General features: G+C 69.9%; 14 protein-coding genes. 12 read left to right on the forward strand and 2 right to left on the reverse strand.

Annotated features, from left to right (window positions below; all coding sequences use genetic code 11):
* Positions 1-227 precede the first annotated feature (227 nt).
* The 5 genes from KHC23_RS19400 to KHC23_RS19420 all read left to right on the forward strand — a co-directional run bounded on the left by KHC23_RS19400 (position 228) and on the right by KHC23_RS19420 (position 4,884).
* On the forward strand, positions 228-578 hold the full coding sequence (locus KHC23_RS19400) for a hypothetical protein (RefSeq protein WP_246544781.1): 351 nt from the start codon (positions 228-230) through the stop codon (positions 576-578).
* Positions 579-699: 121 nt separating this feature from the next.
* Positions 700-1,917, forward strand: a complete 1,218-nt coding sequence (locus KHC23_RS19405) for an LL-diaminopimelate aminotransferase (protein WP_213374859.1) — start codon at positions 700-702, stop codon at positions 1,915-1,917.
* 57 nt (positions 1,918-1,974) lie between these two features.
* Positions 1,975-3,294, forward strand: a complete 1,320-nt coding sequence (locus KHC23_RS19410) for a homoserine dehydrogenase (protein ID WP_213374861.1) — start codon at positions 1,975-1,977, stop codon at positions 3,292-3,294.
* A 13-nt stretch (positions 3,295-3,307) separates the two neighbouring features.
* Positions 3,308-4,303 carry a class II fructose-bisphosphatase gene (glpX, locus tag KHC23_RS19415; RefSeq protein ID WP_213374863.1) on the forward strand — a complete coding sequence of 332 codons (996 nt, stop codon included), beginning with the start codon at positions 3,308-3,310 and terminating at the stop codon, positions 4,301-4,303.
* Positions 4,304-4,542: 239 nt separating this feature from the next.
* The gene (locus KHC23_RS19420) at positions 4,543-4,884 is read left to right on the forward strand and encodes a hypothetical protein (RefSeq protein ID WP_213374865.1); all 342 of its coding nucleotides are present in this window, start codon (positions 4,543-4,545) and stop codon (positions 4,882-4,884) included.
* Positions 4,885-4,995: 111 nt separating this feature from the next.
* On the opposite strand, the gene KHC23_RS19425 is transcribed toward KHC23_RS19420, so the two are convergent.
* A complete protein-coding gene (locus tag KHC23_RS19425; RefSeq protein ID WP_246544782.1) occupies positions 4,996-5,691 on the reverse strand; it encodes an alpha/beta hydrolase in 696 nt (231 codons plus the stop codon).
* A gap of 239 nt (positions 5,692-5,930) precedes the next feature.
* Between KHC23_RS19425 and KHC23_RS19430 the strand changes: the two genes are divergently transcribed.
* Positions 5,931-6,806, forward strand: coding sequence for a DMT family transporter (locus tag KHC23_RS19430; RefSeq protein WP_213374868.1), 876 nt, complete (start codon positions 5,931-5,933; stop codon positions 6,804-6,806).
* Positions 6,807-6,861: 55 nt separating this feature from the next.
* Here KHC23_RS19430 and KHC23_RS19435 read toward each other — a convergent pair whose 3' ends face one another.
* Entirely contained in the window at positions 6,862-8,223 is a 1,362-nt protein-coding gene (locus KHC23_RS19435) for an esterase-like activity of phytase family protein (protein WP_213374870.1), read from the reverse strand.
* Positions 8,224-8,407: 184 nt separating this feature from the next.
* Here KHC23_RS19435 and recJ point away from each other — a divergent pair, with 184 nt between their 5' ends.
* From recJ to KHC23_RS19465, 6 genes are all read left to right on the forward strand, one after another.
* On the forward strand, positions 8,408-10,228 hold the full coding sequence (gene recJ, locus KHC23_RS19440; protein WP_213374872.1) for a single-stranded-DNA-specific exonuclease RecJ: 1,821 nt from the start codon (positions 8,408-8,410) through the stop codon (positions 10,226-10,228).
* 245 nt (positions 10,229-10,473) lie between these two features.
* Complete coding sequence (locus KHC23_RS19445) at positions 10,474-11,796, forward strand: TIGR03862 family flavoprotein (protein WP_271188669.1); 1,323 nt, start codon at positions 10,474-10,476, stop codon at positions 11,794-11,796.
* A 327-nt stretch (positions 11,797-12,123) separates the two neighbouring features.
* Positions 12,124-12,411: a hypothetical protein gene (locus KHC23_RS19450; RefSeq protein ID WP_213374874.1), complete on the forward strand. Its 288-nt coding sequence runs from the start codon at positions 12,124-12,126 to the stop codon at positions 12,409-12,411.
* A 174-nt stretch (positions 12,412-12,585) separates the two neighbouring features.
* Positions 12,586-13,878, forward strand: coding sequence for an imelysin family protein (locus tag KHC23_RS19455; protein WP_213374876.1), 1,293 nt, complete (start codon positions 12,586-12,588; stop codon positions 13,876-13,878).
* Positions 13,879-13,885: 7 nt separating this feature from the next.
* Positions 13,886-15,355, forward strand: coding sequence for a multicopper oxidase family protein (locus tag KHC23_RS19460; RefSeq protein ID WP_213374878.1), 1,470 nt, complete (start codon positions 13,886-13,888; stop codon positions 15,353-15,355).
* Positions 15,355-16,617 (forward strand): di-heme oxidoredictase family protein, encoded by a 1,263-nt coding sequence (locus KHC23_RS19465; protein ID WP_246544783.1) that lies wholly within the window; start codon positions 15,355-15,357, stop codon positions 16,615-16,617. The genes KHC23_RS19460 and KHC23_RS19465 overlap by 1 nt, the downstream gene beginning before the upstream one ends.
* Positions 16,618-16,621: the final 4 nt, after the last annotated feature.

Genomic DNA, 16,621 nt, shown 5'->3' on the forward strand with positions numbered 1-16,621 from the left:
CCGGTATCGTGCTGCTGCGTCGGTTGCTCAACGCTTGTCCCCGCGGGTAGGTGCGTTCATAGGTGGCCATAATAGACGCGCCATGCGGTGCTAGCGAGTGCGGAACGGGACGGAGACGTGCGACCTATGCACGGGGGGAGGCCGGTACTTTGAATCAGGGGGAAACCAGGCAATGCGGCGCGGCCGACCGGCGCCTGCGGGTACTTGCCTGCGTCGGCATGGCCGGCATGCTGCTGGCCGGCTGCGCCTCGGCGGGTGGAACGTCGGATCTGATCAGCGGCGCGGCGGTGGAGTCGTCTGCTCCGGAGGCGGGCGCGGTCGAATCGGCCGCGCTCCCGGTCGCCGCCGAAACGCCGGCCTCGGCCACCGCGGGCAATGGCCTGTCGCGCGCCGCGCCGGCGCCGAAGGGCCGCGAGAAGACGCCGGAACCGGAGTATCCCACCTTCGGTGCCCCGGCGCAGATCGGTGACCGCCCGGTCATGACCAAGGAGCAGACCGAGGCGATGCAGAAGAACCTCGAAGGTCTGGCGCAGCAGCGCGAAAACCAAATGCTGCGCGCCATCGAGGCGGACCAGTAGCCACCGACCATTCTTCCGCCCCTTTGCGCTGACATCGGTCGCTGTGCGGGCGCGCGAACGGTGATATGAAGCGCGTGTGACGCCGCCGCCGGGGAACGGGGTGGCCTGGAGCTTGAGACCCATGACCGATTTTCATCGTATCCGCCGGCTGCCGCCCTATGTGTTCGAACAGGTCAACCGCGTGAAGGCTACCGCCCGCAATGGCGGCGCCGACATCGTCGACCTCGGCATGGGCAACCCGGATCTCGATGCCCCGGCCCATGTGGTCGAGAAACTCAAGGACACTATCGGCCGCCCGCGCACCAACCGCTATTCGGCCTCCAAGGGCATTCCCGGCCTGCGCCGCGCGCAGGCGGCCTATTATGAGCGCCGCTTCGGCGTGAAGCTGAACCCCGACACCCAGGTGGTGGCGACGCTGGGTTCGAAGGAAGGCTTCGCCAACATGGCGCAGGCGATCACCGCCCCGGGCGACGTGATCCTGGTGCCCAATCCCAGCTACCCGATCCATGCCTTCGGCTTTCTGATGGCCGGGGCGGCGATCCGCTCGGTGCCCTGCGAACCGGGGCCGGAGTTCTTCCACGCGCTGGAGCGGGCGGTGGCGCATTCGATTCCCTCGCCGCTGGCGCTGGTGCTTTGCTACCCGTCCAACCCGACGGCGCAGGTCGCCGACCTCGATTTCTACCGCGACGTGGTCGCCTTCGCGAAGAAGCACGACCTCATCGTGCTGTCCGACCTCGCCTATTCCGAGGTCTATTTCGACGACAACCCGCCGCCCTCGGTGCTGCAGGTGCCGGGCGCGATGGACGTGACGGTGGAGTTCACCTCCATGTCGAAGACCTTCTCCATGGCCGGCTGGCGCATGGGCTTCGCGGTCGGCAATGACCGCCTCATCGCCGCGCTGGCGCGGGTGAAGTCCTATCTCGACTATGGCGCCTACACGCCGATCCAGGTGGCGGCCACCGCGGCTCTGAACGGCCCGCAGGACTGCATCGCCGAGATGCGCAGCGTCTACAGGAAACGCCGCGACGTGCTGGTGGACAGCTTCGGCAAGGCCGGCTGGGAGATTCCCGTCCCCACCGCCTCGATGTTCGCCTGGGCGCCGATCCCGGAAAAATTCCGCCATCTGGGCAGCCTCGAATTCTCCAAGCTGCTGATCGAGAAGGCGGATGTCGCGGTCGCCCCCGGCGTCGGCTTCGGCGAGCATGGCGACGATTATGTGCGTATCGCCCTTGTGGAGAACGAGCAGCGCATCCGCCAGGCGGCGCGCGGCGTCCGCCGCTTCCTTGAAACCGGCGCGGAAACATTGCACAACGTCGTCCCTCTCGCCGCGGCGCGCTGACACCCGGTCCTTTCGGGTGGCGCCGCATTCGGAACGATTGTTGAGTTCGGACACATAATGGCGCCGCCGCTGAAAATTGGCATCGCCGGCCTCGGTACGGTCGGCGCGGGTGTGGTGCGCATGCTGGCCCGCCGCGCGGACGCGATTTCCGCGCGGGTCGGGCGGCCGGTCGAGGTGGTCGCCGTCAGCGCCCGCAACCGTGCGCGCGATCGCGAGTGCGATCTTTCCGGCATGCGCTGGTACGACGACGCGGTCGAACTGGCCCGCGATCCCGACATCGACGTGTTCGTCGAATTGATCGGCGGCCCCGACGGCATTGCCAAGGCGGCGGTCGAGGCCGCCATCGCGGCCGGCCATTCCGTCGCCACCGCCAACAAGGCGCTGCTCGCCCATCACGGCGTTGAGCTGGCCGCCGCTGCCGAGGCCGCGGGTGTCGCCCTCCATTTCGAGGCGGCGGTCGCTGGCGGCATTCCGGTGATCAAGACCCTGCGCGAGGCGCTGCTCGGCAACGAGATCGCCCGCGTTTCCGGCATTCTCAACGGCACTTGCAACTACATCCTCACCCGGATGCAGGAGGAGGGGCTGTCCTTCGACACCTGCCTCGACCAGGCGCAGAAGCTCGGCTACGCCGAGGCCGACCCGACCTTCGACGTCGACGGCTTCGACACCGCCCACAAGCTGGCGCTGCTCGCCGCGCTGGCCTTCGGCGTCAAGCCGGACCCGGAGGCGATCCATGTCGAGGGCATCCGCTCGATCACGCTGGCCGACATCGAGGCGGCGGACGAGCTCGGCTACCGCATCAAGCTGCTCGGCGTCGCCGCCCGTATCGGCGGTCAGGTCGAGCTGCGGGTGCACCCGACCATGGTGCCGAAACATTGGCCGATCGCGCAGGTCTCCGGCGTTACCAACGCGGTGGCGATCGACGGCGACGCGGTGGCGCTGACCCTTGTCGGCCCGGGCGCCGGTGGCGACGCCACCGCGTCCGCCGTGGTCGCGGATCTCTGCGATGTCGCTGCCGGCAGGGGTGGCGCGCCATTAGGCTGGCGGGCCGCGAGCCTGCAGCCGGCCGAGAAGGCCGCCATCCGCCGTCACGAGGGCGGGTACTATATCCGCCTCGCGGCGGTCGACCGGCCCGGAACGGCGGCAGCTATTGCCCGCCATATGGCCGAGCAGAACATCTCGCTCGAGTCCATCATGCAGCACCGTCGCGGCCGGCCTCATGGCGGCGAGCGCGCGGAAAGCGCGGAGGACCCGGCACCGGTGGTGCTGGTCACCTACGCCACCAATGAGGACGCGGTGCGCCGCGCGATCGACGCCATTGAGATCGACGGTGTCATCGCCCTGCCGCCGCAGGTGATACGGATCGAGAAGGACTGAGGGGCTGGGGACGATGGCGGAGATCACGGTCAAGGCGGACCAGGCGCTCGAGCGCATCCTGACGCTCGAACTGGTGCGCGTCACCGAGCGCGCGGCGGTGGCGTCGGCCAGTCTGCGCGGGCGCGGCGACGAGAAGGCGGCGGACAAGGCGGCGGTGGACGCCATGCGCCGCGAACTGAACCGCCTGCCCATCGCCGGCCGCATCGTCATCGGCGAGGGCGAGCGCGACGAGGCGCCGATGCTGTTCATCGGCGAGGAAGTCGGCACCGGCAAGGGGCCGGATGTGGACATCGCCGTCGATCCGCTGGAAGGCACCACCCTGTGCGCCAAGGACATGCCCGGCTCCATCGCCGTGATGGCGATGGCCGAGGGCGGCACGATGCTCTACGCGCCCGACGTCTACATGGAGAAGATCGCCATCGGGCCCGGCTACCCCCGGGGCACGATCGACATCGACGCCTCGCCCGAGGACAACATCCAGTCGCTCGCCCGTGCCAAGGGCGTGAAGCCCTCCGAGATCACCGCGCTGATCCTCGACCGGCCGCGCCATGCCGCGATCATCGAGGCGGTGCGGCGCACCGGCGCGGCGGTGCAGCTCATCGCCGATGGCGACGTCGCCGGCGTGATCCACACCACCAATCCGGACGAGACCGGCGTCGACCTCTATCTCGGCACCGGCGGCGCGCCGGAAGGCGTGCTGGCGGCGGCGGCGCTGCGCTGCATCGGCGGCGAGATGTACACCCGCCTGATCCTCGACAGCGAGACCAAGCGCGAGCGTGCCAAGAAGATGGGTGTCGCCGACCCGAAGAAGATCTACACCATCACCGACATGGTGCGCGGCGACTGCCTGATCGCGGCCACGGGCGTCACCACCGGCAACCTGCTCAAGGGCGTGAAATACGAGAAGGGCGTGGTGAAGACCCACACCGTCGTCATGCGCTCGGCCACCGGTACGGTGCGCTGGATCGAGGCCGAGCACCGCGACCTCTCCAAGTTCCACCTCGGCTGAGGCTCCCCCTCGATCCCGACGCACCGCTTCGCGGTGGCCGCGATGAGGGAATTTCCCGCGGGACGCGCGAGTGCCCCGTTTTCGCTTCACCAGCCCGTGCCCGGCAAAAGGCGGCGCCGGTTCATCTCGCGCTTTGGCCGCGCGCCGGTGTGCTGTATACCAGAGCGGTGCCGAGGCGCGGCCCGCGAGGGACGCCCGGCACCCGAACGCCAAGCCAATTGCCAAGGGAACGCCCCATCATGACCGCTCCTCATTCGCTGCTTCCGCCCCTGCTGTCCAAGATCGACGCGCTGATCGGCGCCGAGAAGTACCAGGAGGTCGCCGAGGCCTACACGGCTTTCGTGAAGGAGCACCCGACCACCAACTACCTCGCCTCCGAGCCGATTCCGTTCAAGCTGAACACGGCCTTCTCGACCAAGTACGGCTCCTCGGCCACCAACACCTTCACGCTGCGCAACACCACCTGGGCGTCGGACGTGAAGGGCGCGCTGAAGGCCGGCCCGAGCGATTTCGCCGCGCTGATCGCCAAGTACGAGGCGGAAATCGCCGAGATCGCCAAGTCGGCGAAGAAGGCCGCGTGAGCCTCTGACGGCTGCGCACTGTCTGCGGAAAGGCCGGCGGCGCGCCGGCCTTTTTCGTTTTGTGTCCCGGACCGGCGCCGCGCCGGGCGCGGTTTGTCCGGGTGGCGGGGCTCAGCCGGCCGGCGCGACGTCCTTGAGAAAAAACTCCACCCCGAGCTGCACCATGTCCGGCTGCGAGGCGTGCGGGCCCGGGTGCTCGACATAGGTCAGTTCATAGCCGGCGGGGCGCAGCTTGGCGGCATGGGCGCGGCCGGCGGTGGCGATCGGGGTCTGGGTGTCGTTCTGGCCGTGGGCGATGAACACCCTGGGTGCGCCTTCCTGCGCCAGCACCGTCATGAAGCCGGCGGAGAAGGCGAGGATATGGGTGACGATCCGCCCGTTGCTGAGCCCGGTGGAGAGCGAATAGCTGCCCCCGTCGGAATGGCCGGCGAAGGCGAAATGGGTGGGGTCGAGCGCAAAGCGTGCGGCGACCTCGGCGAGGCCGAGATCGAGCCGCTCCAGGTCCGGTCCGTTGCCGGCGATGACGATGTCCCAGGTCGGCAGCAGCGATTGCGGCACCATGAGCAGGAAGCCGCGCGCCTCGGCATGCGCGCGCATGATCGGCAGGATCTTCTCCGCGCTGCCGCCGCCGCCATGGAACAGCACCATCAGCGGCGCCGGGCGGGCCTGTTCGAGGCCCTCCGGCACGATCAGCACGGTGTCGCGGGTCTCGAACAGGCCGAGATCGTGACGGCCGGGCGGGAGCGCCGGCCTGGTCGGCGCGGCATGGGCGAAGGTGAGGCGACCGAGCAGGGACAGGTTCAGCATGGCGCGCACCATAATCTGCCCAGCCGCCCGCGCAACCCGCCCGCGCAACCCTGGCTGCACGGGCCGGGCGAACCGCGCCATGAGGGCGGCGCAGGGCAGGCATGGGAGCGTGGAGCTTTGCAGATGCGGGGCTGTGGACTATCAGCGGAAGGTCGATGCGCGACTCGTCGCGCCGTCGGCCGCGGCTCATGTGGGGCCGCCCCACCGCCGTCTTGTCGCCTCCCGCCGCCGCCGGTCTCATGCCGCTCACGCACAAGCTGCTCGCCCTCACCGTGATCTGCGTGTGGGCGCTCAACCTGATCGTCATCAAGCTGGGCATCGCGGAAATTCCGCCGATGCTGATGAGCGCGCTGCGCTTCACGCTGGTGGCGGCGCTGCTGTGCCCGGCGCTGCGCATCACCCGCGACCAGATCAAGGGCGTGCTGCTGGTCTCGCTCACCTTCGGCACGCTGCATTTCGGGCTGCTTTTCGCGGCGCTGGCCGATTCCGAGGCGGGCACCAGCGCGGTGATCATCCAGCTCGGCGCGCCGATCGCCACGCTGCTCGCCTGCCTGGTGCTGCGCGAGCCGCTGGGCAAGGTGCGCCTCGCCGGCCTGCTGGTCTCGGTCGCCGGCATAGGCGTGCTCGCCATCGGGCCGACCCTGCCGCCGCCGCTCTCGCTTTTCCTGCTGCTGGTCAGCGCCACCGGATGGGCGGTGACCAACCTCATCGTCAAGGAACTCAGGGGCGTCCGGCCAATGACGATGATGGGGTGGTCGTCGCTGTTCGCCATCCCGCAGATTCTGCTGATGTCGTGGATCTTCGAATCCGACCGCTGGTGGATGGTGGGCACGGCAGGTTGGCACGGCTGGTTCTGCGTCGCCTACAGCGCCATCGGCTCGTCGATCGTCGGCTACGGCATCTGGTACTGGCTGCTGCAGCGCCATTCGATCAATGCCGTCGTGCCCTATTCGATGCTCAACCCGCTGCTCACCGTGCTGTTCGGCATCGTGCTGATCGGCGACGATCCCTCGCCGATGAAGATCGTCGGGGCGCTGATCATGGTGGCGGGCGTCGCGCTCATTCTGCGCCGGCCGCGCAACCTTCCCGACCCGACCCTGCCCGATACCGCGTGAGGCGCGAAGGGCCGGAGCGTCGCCGCCCCGGCCCCCGATGCAACGTGGATACGGCTCACTTCGCCTTCAGGAACTCGCCCACTTCCAGCAGGATCAGTTCGTTGTCGTCCGCCTTCGCCGGGTCGCGCGAGGAGGAGAAGGGCAGGTTGTTGTCGTTGCCGACCACGATGTGGGTGGCGTCGACCACGTCGACATTCTCGATGGTGAAGAAGGGGAAGGTCAGCACACCGTCGTTGAGCGGCTTGCGGGCCTTCTTGTCGGGGTCGGCGATTTTCATCAGGTCGATATGGCCGATCTTGCGCACCGGCTGGCCTTCATTGGCGTCGGTCAGCTCGATCTTGTAGATGCGCTTGAACTTGGCGAGGTCGTGGAAGCAGTCCGGGCCCTTGGTGCCTTCGGCGCAGGCCTTGTCGGGCGTGCCCTCGCCATTGTCGCGCTCGATGATCAGGCCGGTGGTGGCGTCGATCATGTTGAAGTCGCCGATGGCATTGCCGTTCTGCTCCAGAACGTACTGCCACATGCGGCCAGTCCACTTCTCGCTGGCGACGTCGAATTCGAGGATCGGCAGGAACTCCCGGCCGTCGGCGGTCTTCTGCCAGTCCTTCTTGTCCGCGTCCCACAGCGGGCCTTCGAGCAGGGCGTAGAGGAACTTGCCGTCCTTGGAGGCGGCCATGCCCTCATAGCCCTTGGAGCGGCGGAGATTGAAGGCGGCGGGGGCGTTCGGCGCGGCAGGGGAGGCAACGGCATAATGGTCGGGCGAGCGCACCGGCGTCTCGCCGGCCATCGTCTCGAACAGGCCGAGCACCTTGCCGGTCCTGTCGGCCTTGATCAGGTAGGGACCGAACTCCTCGCCGATCCAGATATGCTCGCCGATCGGCTGGAAGCTCTCGATGTCGAAATCGGCGCCGGTCAGATAGCGCTTCTCGGTTCCTTCATGAACGATGCGGAACGGCACCTTCTTGTCGGGATCGGTGAGGAACACCGTCTCCACCGGCTCGAACGTGCCGGTCGCCCAGTCGATCTTGTAGTGGCGCAGGAACAGCGCCGCGTCCGGGCTGTTGGCCTTGGAGCCGAAGCCGTTGTCGGTGATGATCCAGAAGCTGCCGTCCGGCATCATCTTGATGCCGGAATGGCCCTGCACCGGCTGGCCGTCGAACGGCAGCGAGACGCCGGTCGGGCGGCCGGCGGACTTGCCTTCCACTGACCCGACCGCGTCGACGCGCGTGCCGGTGGTGAACTTGCCGGAGATCTTGAGGTCCTGCGGCGCGTCGGCCGGCATGGCGATGAAGGTCTGCGCCGGCAGCACGGCATGGCCGGCGAGCGTCGCCGGATAGGTCTCGTCGGCGCGGGCGCCGGCGGTGGCGAGCACCGCGAGGGCGGCACCGGCGAGCAGGGACAGGCGGGTGAAGGGGGGCATGGGGGCTCCTTTCGGGCGGCCGGCATGGGGCCGGAAAGGCCTTCTGCCTGCCGCCCATGTCCCTCGCGTTACGGAACCGCGACGCGGCGATGACGCCGCCGGGCCGGCGGACGAACCTGCCTCGGGTGGACGTGATGCTGGCCCCCTCGACGCGGGGCGGCTTATAGGGCTTATCCTGCCGGACATGAGTCTGAACCTTCCCACCGCCGCTCCCGCTTCCCGCGCGTTTCTCGGCGTGTCCCGCTCGGCCAGCGGGCGCTTCTGGCGCGAGCGGCTCGACGCGCGCGGCGCCCAGGCCACGCTCGCCATCGTGCAGCGCCATGGCGTGCCGGAAATCCTCGCCCGCGTGCTCGCCGGGCGCGGCGTCGGCATTGCGGAGGTGGAAGCCTGGCTCGACCCGACGGTGAAGCGGTTGCTGCCGGACCCCGACACCCTCACCGACATGCCGCCCTGCGTCGCCCGCCTCGCCGACGCGGTGACGCGCGGCGAGCAGGTCGCGGTGTTCGGCGACTATGACGTCGACGGTGCCACCTCCACCGCGCTGCTGGTGGAGGTGCTGCGCGCCGGCGGGCTCGACCCGGCCTTCCACATTCCCGACCGCATCTTCGAGGGCTACGGCCCCAACATTCCCGCGATCGAGGTGCTGGCGGCGCGCGGGGCGACGCTGCTGGTTACCGTCGATTGCGGCACGATGAGCTTTGAACCCTTCGCGCGCGCCCGCGAACTCGGCCTCGACGTCGTGGTGATCGACCATCACCAGGCGGGCGAGACGCTGCCGGAGGTGAGCGCGCTGGTGAACCCCAACCGCGCCGACGACCTGTCCGGCCTCGGCCATCTGTGCGCGGTGGGCCTGGTCTTCGTGGTCGCCGTCGGGCTGCTGCGCGAGCTGCGCCAGCGCGGCTGGTGGAACGCGGAGCGCCCGGCGCCGGACCTGCTGGCCAGTCTCGACCTCGTGGCGCTCGGCACGGTGGCGGATGTGGTGCCCCTCCTCGGGCTCAACCGCGCCTATGTCACCAAGGGGCTGCTGCAACTGCGCAAGCGCGAGCGGCCGGGGCTGACCGCGCTGATGGACGCGGCGCGGCTCACCGGCCCGCCCAAGGCGTGGCATCTCGGCTTCCTGCTCGGGCCGCGCATCAATGCGGGGGGGCGCATCGGCAATGCCACGCTCGGAACCCGGCTGCTGCTCGCCCGCGACCCGATCGAGGCGCAGGCGATCGCCGCCGAGCTGGACCGGCTGAACACCGAGCGCCAGCAGGTGGAGCGCGCCATCGTCGCGGAAGCCGAGGCGGAAGCCGAGGCCGCGCTCGGCCTTGCCGGCGTCGGCGCGGTGGTGCTCTCCAGCGGGCAGGGCTGGCATCCCGGCGTGGTCGGGTTGGTGGCGGCGCGGCTGAAGGAGAAGTTCGGCCGCCCCGCCTTCGCCATCGCCTTCACCGGCGAGACCGGTGCCGGCTCGGCGCGCTCCATCCCCGGCGTCGATGTCGGCCGGGCGGTGCGCGGCGCGGTGGAACGCGGCATTCTGGCCAAGGGCGGCGGCCACGCCATGGCCGCCGGGCTCACCGTGGCGCGCGGCCGGCTCGGCGAACTGCGCAGCTATCTGGAGGAGGTGCTGGCGCAAACCGTCGAGACCGCGCGGGCGGTCGACGAGACGATGATCGACGGCGCCCTTTCGGCGGCCGGGGCGACGCCGGAACTGGTCGAGCTGATCGAGCGGGCCGGGCCGTTCGGTGCCGGCAACCCGCAGCCGGTCTTCGCCTTTCCCGCCCATCGCGTCGTCTATGCCGAACCCGGCAGCGCCGGCCAGATAAGGGTGCGGCTGCGCAGCAGCGACGGGGCGACGATCTCAGGCGTGGTGTTCCGCGCCGTCGACACCCCACTGGGGGCGGCGCTGCTCGATGCGCGCGGGCAGTTGATGCATGTCGCCGGCACGCTCGATCTCGATTCGTGGCAGGGCCGCACGCAGGTGAGCCTGCGCATCGTCGATGCCTGCTCCCCCGAAATCGCGTGACCGAACATGGAGTTATGCAGGGTTTCGGAATCAGGTCGCGAGCGGCCTCGCCGGCCATCCCCCGGTTTGATCCGGGGAACCGCGCCGGTGCGCCCCCCGGGCGGTGGGGGATGGCAGGGCCACGCCCGGACACCGCGGCGAGGGCGATATCGGGCGCCTGAATCGGGTTTTCAGCCGGCGGCCGCAAGCGTCGGGGGCGACTCCCCGATTTCCTCCTTCCTCACCCTGAATCGGAAGCTGAGCCGGTGACGCTATCGCCCCGCGACGATTCACGAATCCGCCACGTCGTCATCATCGGCGCCGGCCCGGCCGGGCTGATGGCGGCGCAGACGCTGGCGGGCGGCGGCTGCCGGGTGAGCGTGTATGACCGCATGCCGTCGCCGGCGCGCAAATTCCTCATTGCCGGACGCGGGGGGCTCAACCTCACCCATTCCGAGCCGCGTGCGCCTTTCCTCGCCCGCTACGGCGCGGCGGCGGACTGGCTGGCGCCGCTGCTCGACGCCTTTCCCCCGGCAAGGCTGCGCGCCTTGGCGGAAGAACTTGGCGAGCCGACTTTTGTCGGGTCGAGCGGGCGGGTGTTTCCGAAGAGCTTCAAGGCCTCGCCCCTGCTGCGGGCGTGGCTGGCCCGGCTCGATGGGCTCGGCGTGGTGCTGGAGAGCCGTCATCGCTGGCTCGGCTGGAGCGGCGGTGCGCTGCGCTTCGCCGCACCCGAGGGCGAGGTCGAGGTGGTGGTCGACGCGGTGCTGCTCGCACTCGGCGGCGCCAGTTGGCCCCGCCTCGGCAGCGATGGCGCGTGGACCGACATTCTGCGCGGGCAGGGGATCGAGATCGCCGCGCTGCGCCCGGCCAATAGCGGCGTGCGGGTCGGCTGGTCGGAGACGTTCCGCGCCCGCTTCGCCGGGGCGCCGCTCAAGCGCATCGCGCTGAACCTCGGCGGAATGCGCGTGCGCGGCGAGGCGATGGTCGACGGCGCCGGGCTGGAGGGCGGCGCGGTCTACGCGCTCTCCGCCGCGCTGCGCGAGGCGATCGCGCGTGACGGCTCGGCGCGGCTCCATGTCGACCTGCGGCCGGACGTGACGGAAGAAGCACTCGCCGCCCGGCTCACCGCCAGCCGCAAGGGCGAATCCATGGCCAATCGGCTGCGCAAGGCGGCCGGTCTCCTCCCCGTCGCCGCCGGCCTGCTGCGGGAAGCCGGGCCGCTGCCGGCCGAGCCCGCCGCGCTGGCGGCCCGGATCAAGGCGCTGCCGCTCGCTGTCACCGGCATGGCCGGGCTGGAGCGGGCGATCTCCTCCGCCGGCGGCGTGACCCGGGCCATGCTGGATGATCACCTGATGTTGAAGCCGCGGCCGGGCGTGTTCGTCGCCGGCGAGATGCTGGACTGGGAGGCGCCGACCGGGGGCTATCTGCTGCAAGCCTGTTTCGCCACCGGCCATGCGGCGGCGTGCGGCACGCTGGCGTGGCTCGGCCTCACCGTGCCGGAAGCGTGGCGCGGTGCCTGGGCGTGTGGCGAGGGGGCCTGCGGGGAAAGGGCGGAAACCGCCGGGAAATGGTCGCGGGACGACGGCTGAGGGAGCGCGTGCCGTCGTCCCGCGTGGTTCACGAGACCTGCCGGGAAGTGGCCTCGCGAAGTCGTTGCCTGTCAGTCGCGCCCCGCTTGGTGTATTCGCGGCTCGTCTGCGGCGTTGGTGAGTTAAATACGCGGGTTTTTTGTCGTGAACAACGATTATCTTCCGGTATTGTTATAGTTCTAAACTATTGCGCCAAACATTTACTTGATATCAGCAATTGGGTGTCCCGCCACCCGCCCGCTTGCGCCGGGCGGGTGGCGGGCTTACCTGCTGACGGGACGGGGTACCGCGCGGGGGCGCAGACGATGCGGGGATGCAGGAGAGACGATGGCACGTCTGTTTTTTCGCCGGGGCGCCAGCGCCGAGGCCGCGCCTGACGCCGCCCGCGAACTTGCCGCCAGGGCGCGGGCATTCCTCGGCGTGGATGAGGAAACCACCATTTCCATCAGCGAGATCGCGTGCGGCGACCCCGCCTGCGGCGGCGCCGAGACGGTGGTGCTGGTGATGCGGCCGGGGCGACGGACCGAAGCGGCCAAGCTGATGAAGCCGCTGTCCACGGTCACCGACGCCGAACTGGCCGAGGCGCTGCGGCCATTATTTGACCCAGCGTCCTGACGCGCGGCCTGACATAAAGTATTTTTGCGAATGGACCGGGGTTACATCCTGAAATCCGGCCGGTTTCATACTGTAAAAACATTCTAATGTGCGGTCGAACACTTGCGACTGCTTCCGACCGTGGCGTAGGAGTCTCCCGCTATGGCGCCTCGGGGGCGCGGGAGGAGAAATTCGATGCGAGCCAGATCACTGTTCGCCACGCCGCTTGTCGCGGCCATCGCGCTGGGAGCGGCCTTCGCGGTCGGTCCCGCCGCCGCCGACACGCCGGCGCCGAAGGTGCGCGACATCGTCACCACCTATGCCGATATCGCCGAGGCGATGTACACCGACAGCCTGACCACCGCCAAGGCGCTGCAGTCGGCGGTCGACACCTTCATCGCGGCGCCGACCGAGGCCAATCTCGACGCCGCGAAGACGGCGTGGAAGGCCGCCCGGGTGCCTTACCAGCAGACCGAGGGCTTCCGCTTCGCCAACCCCATCGTTGACGAGTGGGAGGGTCGCGTGAACGCCTGGCCGCTCGACGAGGGGCTGATCGACTATGTCGACAAGGGCTATGGCGAGACCTCCGACGAGAACCCGCTCTACACCGCCAACGTGATCGCCAACACCAAGATCCGCGTCGGCAAGAAGACCATCGACGCCACCAAGATCACGCCGGAGCTGCTCGACAGCCTGCAGGAGGCGGGCGGCGTCGAGTCGAACGTCGCCATCGGCTACCACGCGGTCGAGTTCCTGCTGTGGGGCCAGGACCTCAACGGCACCGGTCCGGGCGCCGGCAAGCGTCCCGCCACCGACTACGACACCGCCAACTGCACCAACGGCCATTGCGAGCGCCGCGCCGCTTATCTCAAGGCCGCCACCGACCTGCTGGTGACCGACCTCGGCGACATGGCGAAGTGGTGGGGCAAGAAGGGCAAGGCCCGCGCCGCCGTGGTGAAGCAGAAGGACAAGGCCGCGCTCGGCACCATCCTCACCGGCCTCGGCTCGCTCTCCTATGGCGAACTGGCCGGCGAGCGCATGAAGCTCGGCCTCATCCTTCACGACCCGGAGGAGGAGCATGACTGCTTCTCCGACAACACCCACAACTCGCACTATTATGACGAGGTCGGCATCGCCTCGATCTATCGCGGCAAGTACACCCGGGTCGATGGCTCGGTGGTCGAGGGCGCATCCCTCGCCGCCTATGCGGGCGCCAAGGCACCCAAGGCCGCCGCGGAAGCCGACGCCAAGGTCGACGCTGCGCTCGCCGCGCTCAAGGCGATCAAGGACGAGGCCGACAGCGGCAAGCAGGCCTATGACCAGATGATCGGCGAGGGCAATGCCGAGGGCAACGCGCTGGTGCAGAAGGGCGTGGATTCGCTCGTCGCCCAGACCCGCGCGTTCGAGGGCGTGGTCGCCGCGCTGAAGCTCAAGATCAAGGTCGAGGGTTCGGACAGCCTGGACGAACCCTCCAAGGTTAGCGAATGAGGCTGACATGAACACCGGCGGCGCGGGTCTCTCGCGCCGCGCCTTTCTCGGCGCGGGCGCGGCGATCGGTGGGCTGGCGCTGTTGGCGCCGACGCGCACCGGCATGGCGCGCGCCCCCGCTCCCTTCGCGCCGACGCACACGCTCACCCTCACCGCCGGTGAGATGGAACTGAAGCTGCTCGGGCCGGACCGGCCGCTGAGCCGCATCTACGCCTATGACGGCGTTCCCTTCCAGACGCTGCGCCTGCCGCGCGGCGCGCGGCTCAAGGCCACCTTCGTCAACGGCATTGACGAGGGCTCGACGCTGCACTGCCACGGCATCCGCATGCCGAACGAATTCGACGGCGTGCCGACCCTGACCCAGCCGCTGGTGCAGCCGGGCGGGCGCTTCGTGCACCTGCTGCCGCTCGACGACCCCGGCACCTTCTTTTTCCATCCCCATTGCGACGAGACGGGCCAGACCGGCCGGGGGCTGGCCGGGGTGCTGATCGTCGAGGACCCGCGCGACCCGGCCTTCGACGCCGAGCACGTGCTGTGCCTGAAGGACTGGCGGCTGGCGGAAGATGGCAGCTTCCTCGCCTTCTCCGAGCCGGGCGGTGCTTCCAAGGCCGGCACCTTCGGCGCCACCCGCACGGTCAACGGCGCTCCCTCGCTCGAACTGAAGGCGCCCGCCGGCGGGCATGCGCGGCTGCGCATCCTCAACCTCGATTCCACCCGCATCATGGATATCGGCGCCGAGGGCGGCGAGGGTTTCGACGCGTGGCTCATCGCGGTGGACGGGCACGCGCTGGAGCCGGTGCGGCTCGACGACCTGCCGGACGGCATCTGGCGCATGGGGCCGGCGCAGCGCATCGACGTCGACATCCGCATGCCGGCCGACGGCTCGCCGGTGACGCTGGGCGACTACCGCGCCGCCGACATCTACCGGTTCGCCACGCTGACCGCCGAGGGCCGGGTGGCGAAGCCGCGCAAGGGGCCGCTGGCCCTGCCGGCGCCCGAACTGCCGAAGCCGGACATGAAGGAGGCGACGCGGCTCTCCTTCACCCTCCAGCAGGCGACCAACCAGGCGGTGAAGGACCTTGCCCTGCCGGCCGACGATCCGCTCGCCAAGGCGTTGATCGACAGCCTGTGCGTGGGCTCGACCACCTATTGGGGCATCCAGTCCGAATCCTGGCCCACCGGCACGCGCCGCAACCTGCCGCCGCCGCTCGCCCGCATGGAGACGGGGGCCTCCTATGTGGTGGAGATCAAGAACGAGACCCGCTATCCCCACCCCGTCCATCTACACGGCCACGCCTTCGAGGTGCTGAGTTCCAGCCTCGGCCGGCTGCCCCATCACTGGGCCGACACGGTGCTGGTGCAGCCGGGCGAGGCGGTCGAGGTCGCCTTCGTCGCCGCGCCCGGCGACTGGGTGTTCCACTGCCACATTCTGGAGCATATGGAGACCGGGATGATGGGCTGGTTCCGGATCGTGTGATGGAACGCCCGCACCATGCCGCGCGCCGGCTTCCTTCCCCGGCGCAGGCTGCGCGCGGCGGCATCGCCGCCATGGTGCTCTTTTATGCCGTGCTGCTGGTCGCCCCCGCAGCCGCCGAAGACAGCCGCCTCGACGCCGCCATCGGCAAGGCGCTGTTCGAGCGGCCCTGGGTGCCGGCGCCCAGTTCCACCCGCGCCAATGACGGGCTCGGCCCGCTGTTCGACGCACGCTCCTGTTCCGCCTGCCACCCCGGCGGCGCCGGGCGCGGGGCGACGGCACTGGACGCGGAGGGACGGCCCGAAGGGCTTGGCCTCGTGCTTTCCCTGTTCCGCAGTGATGGCGCCGGCGATCCCGTCTACGGCCACCGGCTGGAGACGATGACGCTGCCGGGCGTGCCGGCGGAGGGCGCCATCGCGGTCGCGGTCGAGGATGGCCGCCGTACCCCCCGGCTTGCCGCTCCCGGCTACGGCCCGCTCGACCCCGCGACGCATATGTCGCTTCGCGCCGCCCCCGATCTGCGCGGGCGCGGCAAGCTGGAACAGGTGGACGACGCGGCGATCCTCGCGCTGGAGGACCCCGACGACCGCGACGGCGACGGGGTGCGCGGCCGCGCCCACCGGTTAGAGACCGCCGAGGGCGGCTCGTCCATCGGCCGCTTCGGCTGGAAGGCGAGCCACCCGACGCTGGCCGGCCAGGCCTCGGAAGCGTTCGCGCTCGATCTCGGCCTGTCGACGCCGCTGCGGCCCGAGCCGTGGGGTGACTGCACCGAGGCGCAGGCGGCCTGCCGCAACGCCCCGCACGGGCGCGACGCGGAAGGCGAGCCGGAGATTTCCGACGCCATCGTGCAGCGCATCGTCGCCTATCTGCGCGCGCTCAAGCTGCCGGAGGGCGGCGGGGATGCGGGCGGCGCCCAGCTCTTCGCCACCACCGGCTGCGCCGCCTGCCATCGACCATCGCTGCCCACCCGCGCGGGCGGAGCCGTGGCGCTGCACACCGACGTGCTGCTGCACGAGATGGGCGAGGGGCTTTCCGACCCGGCCGGCGTGCCGGGCGTGGCGGCTTCCGAATGGCGCACCGCGCCGCTCGCCGGTCTTTCCGGCGCGCTGGCGCGCGGTGTCGGCCTGCTGCACGATGGCCGCGCCACCGGTGTGGCGGAGGCCGTTCGCTGGCATGGCGGCGAGGCGGCGGGCGCCCGCGCGCGGTTCGACGCCCTCGACGCGGGCGACCGCGCACGACTGATCGACTATGTATCATCCCTTTAGAGCG

The sequence above is a fragment of the Ancylobacter dichloromethanicus genome, assembly GCF_018390645.1.
Classification (GTDB): Bacteria; Pseudomonadota; Alphaproteobacteria; order Rhizobiales; family Xanthobacteraceae; genus Ancylobacter; species Ancylobacter dichloromethanicus.